The organism is Kitasatospora sp. NPDC059088 (assembly GCF_042738155.1).
Taxonomy (GTDB): domain Bacteria; phylum Actinomycetota; class Actinomycetes; order Streptomycetales; family Streptomycetaceae; genus Kitasatospora.
Map to the genome: position 1 here is coordinate 1 of NZ_JBHYGR010000067.1, position 10,648 is coordinate 10,648.

Genomic DNA, 10,648 nt, shown 5'->3' on the forward strand with positions numbered 1-10,648 from the left:
GGCCCCATTCGTCGTTCGTCAGATCACCCCGCCCCATGCCGGGCACAACGAGCCCGGCATGGAGAAGTCACATGATCCGCCGGACAGAACCTAGCCCGACCGTGATCTTCCTCTTGCCCCAAGTCCTATGCTGGGAGCCATGCTTAAGGGAGCGATCAGCCGCGAATCCGTCCTCAGCGCCGTAGACGAGTACGACCGGATCGGCCATGACGCCTTCCTCGCTGCACACGGGTTCGGCCAGGCCCGCAACCACCTGCTCGTCCACGAGGGCAGGGAGTACGAATCCAGGGCCATCGCAAGCGTCGCCCACCGGTATGAGTACGGCACGGCGCTGCTGCCCGCCGAGTTCCACGGCAGCCCCGGGAACGCCGTCGTCTGGCTGGAGCAACTCGGCTTCACTGTCAAGTCAGTCCGCAATCCCGACTGGGCCTGGGATGAGATCGTCCTCGCGTGCGCTATCACGGCGGACAACAGCTGGAGAGGGCTCGGCGCCACCGACCGCCGCGTCGTCGAACTGTCCGAACTGCTCCAACTCCTGCCGATCCACGACCCCTCCTCCAGAAACGACACTTTCCGCAACGCCAACGGGGTTGCGCGTAAGACCTTCGACATCGCCACACGCCATCCCGACTACCAGGGCAAGCCCACCAACGGCGGCGCTACGGACCTGGCCGTCCTGCAGGCATTCCTCGACAGCCCGGTGGAGATGGCTGCGGCAGCCCGGCTGATCCGGGCCGGCGTCCTCACCGGCGGCCTCAAGGCACCAGCCGCAGCAGAGGAGGACCCGGAAGACTTCGAAGCTCCGGAAGGCCGCCTCCTCCTGCGCCAGCACCTTGCCCGCGAAAGGAATCCCGGGCTGCGCCGCCGCAAGATCGACTCAGCGGTGCGGCACGGACAGAGCCTTGCCTGCGAGGTCTGCGGCTTCGACTTCCAGCGGACCTACGGCACCCGCGGCACGGGGTATATCGAGTGCCACCACGTCGTCCCCTTGCATGAAGCGGGAGAAGGCAGGACAAAGCTCTCCGACCTGGCTCTGATCTGTGCGAACTGCCACCGGATGATCCACCGCCGCGCCCCGTGGCCAACCCCTGAGCAGCTTCGGTCCCTCCTCGCGGAGGTCAGCGGGCAGGATGCCCGACAGGGCGAGTCCTGACGGGGCTTCGTGCCGGCTGCCGGGGGATGCGTCCGCCCGGCGGGCGGTCCGGTCGGCGGGCCGACCCGCCGTTTGCGAAAGCACGGAGCACGAGGCGAGGCCAGCCTCCGATCCGCGCCTGACAAAGGAGCCGCGGTCCCAGCCCCGCGCATCGCAGCAGGGCTGGGACCGCAACCGGTCACACCTGGTTGGCCTGAGGATCGGGCAGGCGCGGTGCAGGCTCCTTCTCGTGCTCCCACTCTCCTGGCCGGGCCACCACCCAGAGGCTGCCCTCGATCTCGGCACTCGGCCTCCCCTCATGGGCGGGGCTCGCACGCACCACCCGGTGGGAGACGAACTCGCCCTTCCCTGGGACCGGTCCGCCGAGCGCGGCGGCGATGTCCTGGTGCTTCTGGTAGTCGCCGAGGATGATGATCCCTTCCTCGCGGAGTTTGGGGCGTGCGCGGCCCTTGCCGCCCTCCCGCACCCGGGCCATGTAGTCGACCTGCTGAGCCGCCGTTCGCACCACTCCGCGGCCGATCCGCCGACCGAGGACGAGCCGGAAGAGCTGGTTGATCCGCGCCTGGCCCTTCTTCGCGCCAGGGACGAGGATCTTCGCCCTGGTATCGGCGTCCAGGTGGAGCAGGACGTTCTCCGGCAGCTCCGCGTCCTTCCAGATCCAAACGATCTTGTCGCGGTGTTCGGCCCGGATGGTCATCTTCTGGTCGCGGTTGCTGCCTCCGTTGAGGATCTCCGGCCGTATCCGCACCAGGCCCGCGCTCCACCTGCTCTCGCCGTCGTCAGCCCACACCAGCAGGCAGAGGTGTCCCAGAGCCTCCGGCGGGATCATCCAGGCACCGAACCTCTGCGAGTACTTGCAGTCCACATCGACCGCGGCAATGCTGTAGTCCATCTCGTCGCCGTTATCGAACCCGAACCTCCGCTGGAGGTTGATCTCCACCATGGTGCCGGCGTGGGTCTTCTCAGTCTTCAGCAGCTGCTTCCAGGCGTAGTGGCCGGTGTGCTCACCGTTGAGCAGCTGGTCGATGGTCTCCCTCAGGACAGCAGCGAAACGCTGCCCTGAGGGGTCCATGCTCACCAGTTCAGCCCGCACCCTACCCAGCTCTTCGTCACCCCCGTCGTCCTGCAGGTCAGAGAACAGCGGTAGCGGCACAGCGTCGAACGTCATCGTCATTCCTCCTGTGATGCTGCTTGGACAGTTGCATATGTACACGTGCGGCTCCTGCCGGCAGGAAGCAGCCACCCCGACTGCGGGCCTCGGGGCAGCAGCACAACGCGCACGGGGGCGCTAATACGGCCGACGGTCCTGGCGTTCCGCGCCATCCGCCGGCTGCGGCCTCCCTGCCGTCGGACGACATAGAGAACGCCTGGAGCCTCCCTGGCCACCATGAGCCCGTCTCTGCCGACATCCGTCCTACGACGGATCTGCATCGGGGGTTCCCGAGCCGACGGTCGGCCTGAACCGGGTTCTGCCGCAGGTGACAGTGGTTCCTGGGGCAGGTCAGAGACCGCACGGATGGCTGGAAAGCCAGTCTGCATACCGATCGCGCGGCCGGTCCCGTTCCTCGGGCGTGTCGGGGAAGATGTCGGCGCCACCGCCGTAACAGTGGTGGATGCGCAGCAACTGGATGTCGGTGATCAAGACATCAGCCACTCTGTCGTCTGCGATGTCGCTCAGCAGGTCATCGATGCAGCCATGCTGCCAGGGGCGCCTGGCAGCGAAGAGAGGGGAGTAGGTAGGGAGGAGCGGGCCGGTTGCGACGTGCGGCACCGGGCTGCCGACCGCCCCGGATAAATCCGTTGGCACCGAGAGCTTCCGAATGACAAGACTGCACCGGTGAACACCCCGCCGCCGCTGCCCGGCCAGGGCCATCGCCCTGGTGCGTGCCCTCTTCGATGCCGTCTCCCTGCTTCTCCGCCCACCATCCACGGCAGAAGCGGCAGTCGTTGACATGCGCCGGGCACAGTCTGAGGACCGACTCGCCCGGCTGTGGGAGGAGCACCGGTGCGCCCTGTACCCCGACGGCTTCCGCGGCGTGGACATCGAGGGCGTGGAGCTGATCCTCCTGGACGCCGACGTCGCCGGCCTCGTCCGGCAAGAGTTGGACGGTGGGCTCGACGACAGTGGCATCGCCGTGCTCTGGGCGTGCATCGCCGGCCTCGACAAGGTCGTGCCCCTGATCAACTCGGAGTACTGCGCTTCCTACTTCGCGAGACTTCGGACGCTGGCCAAGCTCGCAGCAGCACGCCACATCCCCACCGCGACCTGACCGGTGGAGTCGTAACCGCAATCTCCCACGACCCTCGTCAGGTTCGGGCCCGGCCGCGTTCGATGCTGCTCCCCCTGCGCGCCTGACGGTCGTGCCGACGTCGTAGCGGGGTGGCGGACTGCCCGTTGCCTCTGCGCCCTCGCCGCACCCGTGGGGGCGGTGCGTTCCGCGGACGCCCGCCTGGCAGGGAACTGCGGCCCGCAGCTGCCTCATCGAGGGGATCCTTCCCACCGCAGCAGCTCCTCCCTCACCTGCATGCTGCGTCATCGAGCAGATCCTCCACCTCAGTTGACCGTTGGTATGCCATCGGATACCTTCCCCTGACATGACGCAGCGTCAAAGCAGTGCGCTGCAAAGGGAGAGAGTGTGTCCATAGCCACGTTCCCGAAGCCGGTCACCACCGGCTTCCCGATCAAGCTCCTGGTCGTCCGCGAAGGGGTCATGGCCAACGCGGTCATCGACGGGGAGAACCTGCTCCACCTCGTCAACGACCCGGCGAAGGTCGAGGAGGACGCCAAGCGCGCCGCGAAGGCCGGCTACGAGGTCGACCCCTACGCCCGCATGCGCGCCGAGGTGCAGCGGCCCATCGGCACTGCGGCCAGCAAGAAGGCGAAGAACGTCGGCGAGTACGCGGACTACATCGCGGCCGGCCTGCGGGGGGACTTCGACAGCGCCTGGTCGGTTCCGCAGATCACCCTCTGGTCCCCGCGTCCTCTGGCGCCGGACGAGAACGGCGTCTGGCACCTGCCGATCCGTGACGGCCTGATCGCCCTCGACGCCGAGACCCAGGTCACGGCGCTGCACCGGATCAGGAAGAACCAGGCGGCGTACGGCTTGGAGGACTTCGACTTCGGCGAGATGAAGCTCTCCGTCGAGATCTTCCACGGGATCAGCGTCATGGCCGCCCGGCAGATCTTCCACGACCGCAACCTCAAGGGCGTTCCGGTCGACAAGTCCCTGGCCATGTCGATGGACGGCCGCGACTTCGGCACCACGGTGACGCGCAAGCTGATGGAGTCGCTCAAGGTGCCGGCCGGCGAGACCACGGTCCCGCTGTCCGGCCTGATCCTCACCGGCAAGCGCCAGGTGTCGGACAAGGCTCCCGAGTGGATGACGATGTCCGTCCTGCGGACCCTCATCTCCACGGCCATGCTCGGCAAGGCCGGCATCCATGCCGCCTCGACGGGTATCGAGTACGAGGACATCCCCGCCGACGGGAACAACGACCGCCCCGACCAGGCCGTCGTCCAGCGCGAGATCATGGAGACGGTCGGCACCTTCCTGGCGGAGAACGCCGAGCTCTTCCACGCCAAGACCGCCATCACCGCACCCGCGGTCGTGGCAGGACTCGGCGCGACCATGAACCGCACCATGTCCTGGTCCGCCGACCCGTTGCCCGAGGGCGTCACGCTCGACGCCCTCCTGACGGACGTCCAGTGGGACCGTGAGGCGAAGTACTGGGGCGGCGTCGCGGCCAAGGTCACCGACAAGGGCGCGGTCAGCTGGGCCGGTGGGGCCCGCGACTCCGGCCACAAGGTCTACGACGCGCTGAACTACCCGGAGACCGACACCGGCATGCAGATCCGCGGCCGCTTCTAGCCCGCGGGTGACGGCGGCTCCTCCCCGGCAGCAGTGGGGAGGAGCCGCTCGGCGGTCTCGCACCCGAGCGGGTTCCCGACGGGCGTAGCTCTGGGCGGGTCCGGACAGGGTTGCCGACGAGAGCCCTGTCCGTCCGTCCGGTGCGACATCCCCCTGACGGACTCCGGAACGGTCCGAGCCGGCCGCACAGAGGTACGGCCGCGCTCCTGCGACGTTGACCGGTGCCCGTCGAGAAGTGTCTCTCGGCCAGGCTCTTGAGGGCGTCGTCGCCCGGGGACGTCGGAGCCGTGGGGTGTCCGTGTGGGAGGGTACGGGGCGATCACGAATCCTAGGGGGTGGGTCAGTGCGTACCCGTCATGTGGCGGTGGCCGGGGTTGCCCTGGCGATTCTCGGTGTATCCACGTGCTCGGCCGAGCCGCAAGCCCGTCCGAAGGCCAGTGTCGGCGGGGGCTCCGAACGTGCGTCCCCGGACCGGCTGCGGAGCGACCTACTCACTCGGGACCGGCTTCCCGGCGGTTTCCAACTCCTCACGGAGGAAGTCAACCTGACGACGACCGGGGCCTCGCACACCCCGTCAACCGTCTCGATCGCGTCGATGCCGTGCTCCGAGCTCGGCGTCACGTCCTTCATGACAGCCCACGCCCCACCTGCGGAGGACGTAGCGGTGGGAGTGGAACGGACACCGGTCGGCGATGACGACCTCGGCTGGTTCGGCCAGGAGTCGCTCGACCGGTACGGGCCCGGGCAGGCGGCCGCGGTCATGGACGCCATCCGCAGTGTCGTCCGGGGATGCGCGAACTACACCAGGACACTCGCGGACGGTACTCGGCTCCAGGAGACCGCGTCCGTCACAGCGGCCCAGATGCCGGCCGACGACAGCCTGCTGCTGCACACCACGTCGGCGTTCCCCAGCGATCCGGACCCGTATGTCGGGGAGACTGCATTCGTTCGCATGGGCGATGTGATCCTCATGGTGCAGCAGGTGCCCGGGCAGAAGGCGTCACCGGACACGGAGCAGGTCCTCGCCGCCGCCGTGACGGCGTACCGTGCCGCTGGCGGTTGACACCGCGCATCCCGCTCGTCCCTGCGACTGTCCGCCTCGGACGCGGCCCGCCGGTCCGACCGTCCGGTGGCGGGGCCGCGGCGGATCGGGCCACGGCAGGGCGGGCCCGTCGGCTACATCAGGTCGCTGACGACCGGGTGGTGCGTGGAGACGGGGCAGTCGAAGACGCGCATGGTCTCCCGCCCCCCGAGGACGACGTCGGTCGGCCTCTGGTTCCGGCGCTGCTCGCTGGGAGCGCCTTCGAGGTGACCGAGGGGCGCCCAGCTCCGGGTGCCCCCGTCCCACTCGTCGGTCGCGATCGCCGCGACGAAGCGCATCGCGCTGCCGCAGGCGCCGCACCGCAGCGGTCCGTGGTAGCCCTGGTAGTTCCAGGGTTCGTGGCCTCCGAGCTTCCAGCCCGGGGCCGTCGAGAGGTCCCAGGAGTAGCGGGGGTCGTACTCCTCGGGGTCGTCGGGGTCGCCGAAGGTCGCCGTCTCCCACGCCTCGACCCGGTCCTCGAACCCCTCGCCCAGGAGGCCCGGGTGCGGGTACTCGGTCACCGGCTCCGGCCGCAGCAGGCACGGGGTCGGCAGGTAGCCGGGCTCGCCGACGGCCACCGGCTCCGGCGGCGTCAGGAAGCGCTCCCCCAGGTCGCCCGTACTGCGGTAGCGGACCTGGACCCACGGGCCGGCGACTCCGTTGCGGGGGGCCGTCGGGTCGTCGTAGACGTGCTGGAACGGGCACCACAGGATCTGGAGGACGTCCGTACCCTCCGGGAAGCCGTCGTACCCCGGCACATCACGCGCATACACCTGCAGTACGGGCAGCAACGGCCACGACGTGTCCGCGGGTATCCCGTCCCAGGTGATCTCACCGTGGTAGGCGAACCTGGTCGAGCGCTCGCCCCGGACGTTGGCCGGACGGTGGGGCTGCCGGTGCCTCGGATGACGCCCACCCGGGCAGGTCGGCCATGCCTCGTCCGCAGGCCAGGCCGGCGCCCCTCCCACGGAGCTGTCGCCCGGGCCCGGAACCGCCGGTACGGGGTGCAGCCGGACCGCCGTCCTCGCATGGGCGGCGAGCTCGGGGAAGACCGAGGTGACGTCCAGCGGCCGCGGTGGCGAGGCGACGGCCCTCATCGCCGTCCTCGACGGTTCGCCGCACGGTCGGCGCGGTCGACGGGAGACCCGTCGGACAGCTGTGGTCCCCGGGGCTGCCGGGCAGGCGTTTCCTTGATCACGCACGGCATCGTACGGAGGACCGGGCGCCGGTGACAGGGGGTCCTCAGCCGTCCTCCCCGCACTTGGTGGGGAGCACCGTTCGCGCTGCGCATCGACCCGGCCGGGACGGGGACCACGCCCTGGGGGGCCTGCGGGCACCATCGAGCCGATGCCGGGATCCGGGCCTCCTGGTGGCGCGGCTGACGGCCGTGGGCAGAATGTCCGGATGGACCAGCTGACCACTCTGACCTGGCAGTACGTCGCGGGCCGCGTCGAGCCCGCGGAGCTGCCGATGGCCGCCGCCCACCTGCTCGTCGCCGGTTTCGACTCCCCCGCCCTGCGGGACCTGGCCGGCCGGGCCCCGAACGACGACACCGCCGAGGTCTTCCGCGAGGCGTTGGCGGAGCTCGGCAAGGCCCTGCCGGACGAGCGGACGGCCGACCGCTGCCTGATCCACCACCTGGCGGGCCTGCTGGCGGCTGGGGAGCTCGCACCGGCCACGGTGGCGGGAGAGGTCTGGTTCCTCGCCATGAGGGGGGACACCGAGGCGGAGGAGGCGTTCATCGACGCCATCGGGCCCGAGTACCTGATGGACGTCCGCGTGGAAGGCCCGACCGAGCAGTACCGCGCTTGGGTGGAGGGGGTCCGCTCTGCCGCCGAACGGCTGTGCCGCACCGAGGCGCCGATCCGGTAGCCCGGGGAGGGCACCCCGACGCCCAGCGGCCGGCCCGTCATCCAAGTCCCGCTCCCCACAGGCTACTTGGCGATGGCGATCAGCCGCCCCGGTGGGCACGGGCATGGGGACACGGCCCCGACGGCCGGCTCGGACCTGACCGGCCGGGACGACGTTCCGCAACCGCCCGGGCGGCCCGTGCGGGGTTCGGCGTACGCGGGTTCAGTAGATGAGGTAGCCCGGGCGGTGTCCCTCGTCGTCGATCTCCCCGGTGGCCTGGGCCCGCAGCTTGCGGGACAGTTCCTCCAGGGCCCGGGAGGCCGCGACCTCCTCGCCGATCCTGGCGAGCGGGCGGTCCTCCGCGCTCTTCTCGGCCTCGCCGTGCGCGCTCAGGCCCGGCGCCCGCGCGCCCGTCAACCTGGCGTCGCACACCGTGTGCACGCCGTCTTCGTCGAAGCTGAGCTCCACGTCCCACTGGTTGTGCATGCCACACCTCCTGGCGCAGGCCCCCGTCGCGCCGGTCCCGGCCGACCCGGGCGGTGGGCCCGTGGCGGCCGCTCACACCAGCGTGCGCCCGCCCCGCCGGTGGCGGCAAGCGCGGGCCCGTGGCGGCAAGCGCGGGCCCGTGGCCACGGGCGGTGCCCGGCGCCGCGCCCGCTCGGCCCGGCCGCCGCCCCGGCGGTACGCTGACACAAGCGCGCCGCGATCGCCGTCCCTCCCCCGGAACCGCCGGCGCGGCGCGGGGCAGCGACAACCTGGTGGTCCCTCCGTGGCGGTCTTCCTCCTCGCTCTGAGCGCGGCCTGCTGTCTGGGACTCGGCTTCGTCCTCCAGCAGCACGCGGCGCAGCGGGCCCCCCGTGCCGACATGCTGCACTGGCGCCTGCTGCTGGACCTGATGCGGATGCCGGAGTGGCTGCTCGGCACCGGGTTCATGGTCAGCGGCCTGCTGCTGTCCGCGCTCGCGCTCAACCAGGGCGAGGTGTCCCTGGTCGAGCCGCTGCTGGCGACCAACCTGATCTTCGCCATGGCGCTGTCCCGGGTGCTGACCCGTCAGACCCTCGGCCGCTCCGGCTGGGCCGGGGTGCTGCTGCTCGGCCTGGGGGTGACGGCGTTCATCGTGGCCGGGCGGCCCACCGGCGGCGGTCCGCCCGCCGGGGAGCTGCGCCACTGGCTGGTGGTCGGCACGGTGGTCGGGCTGACCCTGCTGCTGGTCACCCTCGCCCGACGGCTGCCGCTGTTCGAGGAGGCCACCCTGCTGGCCCTCGCCGCCGGACTCCTCTACGGCCTCCAGGACGCGCTCACCCGCACCACCACCCAACGCCTCGACCACGACGGGCTGGCGGTGGTGCTGCGCACCTGGCAGCCGTACGCGGTGGTGGTGGCGGGCGTGGTCGGGCTGCTGCTGGTGCAGAGCGCCTTCGAGGCCGCCCCGCTGCGGATGTCCCTCCCCGCGCTGACCGCCGCCCAGCCGCTGTCCGGGATCGCCTGCGCGGTCGGCTTCCTCGGCGACCGGCTGCGGGTGACCCCGGGCGCACTGGCCTGGCAGACGGCCGGGCTGGTCGCGATCGTGATCGGGGTGATCGTGATCGGACGGCACCCCGCGATGCCCGGCAGCGTCCGCGAGACCCTGGAGTCCATCGGCGCGCCACCCGAGGACCGACCCGGCAGCGCCGAAAGCGACACCAGCGACACCAATGCCGCCCCCGACCCCGACCCCGACCCCGACCGCAGAGCCGAGTAGGCCCACCGATGTGCTGGAGCGCCCAGGCGGACGCCGTGGCCGGCACGGTGGTCGCGGGCGTCGGCGTGGCCTGCCTGGTCCGCGCCCGACGGTCCGGGCGACCGCAGCGCCTGCCGCTCGCCGCGCTCCCGCTGGTGCTCGGCGTGCACCAGCTCGTCGAATCCCTGGTCTGGCTCGGCACGGACGGCGAGCTGCCCGCCGACCCCGCCGGGGCGGCCCGCACCGCCTGGGCGGTGATCGCCCTGCCGCTGCTGCCCGCCCTGGTACCGACCGGGGTGTGGTGCGCGGCCCGCGAACCCGGTCACCCCGCCACCCCCGCCCGTCGCCGGCTGCTCGCCCTCCCCTCCCTGCTCGGCGCAGCGGTGGCGGTACCGCTCGCGGTCGCCGTCGCCACCCACCCGGTGACGGCCACCCGGCACGGCCACACCCTCGGCTACGGAACCGGCGTCCCGCACCCCGCCCTGCTGCTCACCGGCTACCTCCTCACCACCGTCGGCTCCCTCCTCCTCAGCGCCGACCACCTGCTCCGCCGCCTCGGCCTCCTCACGGCAGCGGGCGCCCTCGCCTGCGCCCTGCTCTGGAGGTTCGCCTTCATCTCCACCTGGTGCGCCCTCGCCGCCCTCGCCAGCCTGCTCCTCCTCCACTGGTCCGGACACCCACCGAGACCCACCGGCACCCACCCACCCACACCAACCACCCACCTCCCCCTCACCTGACCGAGGCGAGAGGGACGCGCTGCGGGAGGGGGCGGTGGAGGGGGTGGCTGCGGAAGGGGGCGTTGCGGGTGATTTTCAGACCGCCCACGGTCTCGACCCCCCTCGATGAGGGTCGGCGGTCGGAAAATCATCCAGCCCCCGGAGCTGCCACCCCCGGAACCGCCCCCGGCGTCACCCCACCCCCCCCGGGACCCCCCCCCCCCACCAACCCCCGCCCCGGGGCCCCGCCCCCCGGGC

The 10,648-nt window shown here is 71.3% G+C and carries 11 protein-coding genes; 7 read left to right on the plus strand and 4 right to left on the minus strand.

The window, feature by feature from the left end; translation table 11 throughout:
• The first annotated feature begins 139 nt into the window (after window positions 1-139).
• The gene (locus tag ACFWXO_RS26730; RefSeq protein ID WP_380526593.1) at window positions 140-1,153 is read left to right on the plus strand and encodes an HNH endonuclease; all 1,014 of its coding nucleotides are present in this window, start codon (window positions 140-142) and stop codon (window positions 1,151-1,153) included.
• Window positions 1,154-1,331: 178 nt separating this feature from the next.
• On the opposite strand, the gene ACFWXO_RS26735 is transcribed toward ACFWXO_RS26730, so the two are convergent.
• Both ACFWXO_RS26735 and ACFWXO_RS26740 read right to left on the minus strand, forming a co-directional pair.
• Window positions 1,332-2,321: a NaeI family type II restriction endonuclease gene (locus tag ACFWXO_RS26735; RefSeq protein WP_380526594.1), complete on the minus strand. Its 990-nt coding sequence runs from the start codon at window positions 2,319-2,321 to the stop codon at window positions 1,332-1,334.
• Window positions 2,322-2,654: 333 nt separating this feature from the next.
• Entirely contained in the window at window positions 2,655-2,795 is a 141-nt protein-coding gene (locus tag ACFWXO_RS26740; protein WP_380526595.1) for a hypothetical protein, read from the minus strand.
• A gap of 310 nt (window positions 2,796-3,105) precedes the next feature.
• Between ACFWXO_RS26740 and ACFWXO_RS26745 the strand changes: the two genes are divergently transcribed.
• From ACFWXO_RS26745 to ACFWXO_RS26755, 3 genes are all read left to right on the plus strand, one after another.
• The gene (locus ACFWXO_RS26745) at window positions 3,106-3,423 is read left to right on the plus strand and encodes a hypothetical protein (RefSeq protein WP_380526596.1); all 318 of its coding nucleotides are present in this window, start codon (window positions 3,106-3,108) and stop codon (window positions 3,421-3,423) included.
• A gap of 366 nt (window positions 3,424-3,789) precedes the next feature.
• Window positions 3,790-5,022, plus strand: a complete 1,233-nt coding sequence (locus tag ACFWXO_RS26750; RefSeq protein ID WP_380526597.1) for a DNA sulfur modification protein DndB — start codon at window positions 3,790-3,792, stop codon at window positions 5,020-5,022.
• Window positions 5,023-5,692: 670 nt separating this feature from the next.
• Window positions 5,693-6,085, plus strand: a complete 393-nt coding sequence (locus tag ACFWXO_RS26755) for a hypothetical protein (RefSeq protein ID WP_380526598.1) — start codon at window positions 5,693-5,695, stop codon at window positions 6,083-6,085.
• A gap of 113 nt (window positions 6,086-6,198) precedes the next feature.
• On the opposite strand, the gene ACFWXO_RS26760 is transcribed toward ACFWXO_RS26755, so the two are convergent.
• Window positions 6,199-7,200 (minus strand): hypothetical protein, encoded by a 1,002-nt coding sequence (locus ACFWXO_RS26760; protein ID WP_380526599.1) that lies wholly within the window; start codon window positions 7,198-7,200, stop codon window positions 6,199-6,201.
• A 307-nt stretch (window positions 7,201-7,507) separates the two neighbouring features.
• On the opposite strand from ACFWXO_RS26760, the gene ACFWXO_RS26765 reads away from it, so the two are divergent.
• Window positions 7,508-7,975: a hypothetical protein gene (locus ACFWXO_RS26765; protein WP_380526601.1), complete on the plus strand. Its 468-nt coding sequence runs from the start codon at window positions 7,508-7,510 to the stop codon at window positions 7,973-7,975.
• Window positions 7,976-8,176: 201 nt separating this feature from the next.
• On the opposite strand, the gene ACFWXO_RS26770 is transcribed toward ACFWXO_RS26765, so the two are convergent.
• A complete protein-coding gene (locus tag ACFWXO_RS26770; RefSeq protein ID WP_363437335.1) occupies window positions 8,177-8,440 on the minus strand; it encodes a dsRBD fold-containing protein in 264 nt (87 codons plus the stop codon).
• A 283-nt stretch (window positions 8,441-8,723) separates the two neighbouring features.
• Between ACFWXO_RS26770 and ACFWXO_RS26775 the strand changes: the two genes are divergently transcribed.
• Together ACFWXO_RS26775 and ACFWXO_RS26780 are read left to right on the plus strand one after the other, a co-directional pair.
• On the plus strand, window positions 8,724-9,695 hold the full coding sequence (locus ACFWXO_RS26775; protein WP_380526603.1) for a DMT family transporter: 972 nt from the start codon (window positions 8,724-8,726) through the stop codon (window positions 9,693-9,695).
• Between the two features lie 8 nt (window positions 9,696-9,703).
• On the plus strand, window positions 9,704-10,411 hold the full coding sequence (locus tag ACFWXO_RS26780; RefSeq protein ID WP_380526604.1) for a DUF6629 family protein: 708 nt from the start codon (window positions 9,704-9,706) through the stop codon (window positions 10,409-10,411).
• The last annotated feature ends 237 nt before the right edge of the window (window positions 10,412-10,648 follow it).

Coding starts and splice junctions, on each gene's coding strand:
- ACFWXO_RS26730 (WP_380526593.1), top strand. CDS start 140: ATGCTTAAGGGAGCGATCAGCCGCGAATCCGTCCTCAGCGCCGTAGAC.
- ACFWXO_RS26735 (WP_380526594.1), bottom strand. CDS start 2,321: ATGACGTTCGACGCTGTGCCGCTACCGCTGTTCTCTGACCTGCAGGAC.
- ACFWXO_RS26745 (WP_380526596.1), top strand. CDS start 3,106: ATGCGCCGGGCACAGTCTGAGGACCGACTCGCCCGGCTGTGGGAGGAG.
- ACFWXO_RS26760 (WP_380526599.1), bottom strand. CDS start 7,200: ATGAGGGCCGTCGCCTCGCCACCGCGGCCGCTGGACGTCACCTCGGTC.
- ACFWXO_RS26765 (WP_380526601.1), top strand. CDS start 7,508: ATGGACCAGCTGACCACTCTGACCTGGCAGTACGTCGCGGGCCGCGTC.
- ACFWXO_RS26770 (WP_363437335.1), bottom strand. CDS start 8,440: ATGCACAACCAGTGGGACGTGGAGCTCAGCTTCGACGAAGACGGCGTG.
- ACFWXO_RS26780 (WP_380526604.1), top strand. CDS start 9,704: ATGTGCTGGAGCGCCCAGGCGGACGCCGTGGCCGGCACGGTGGTCGCG.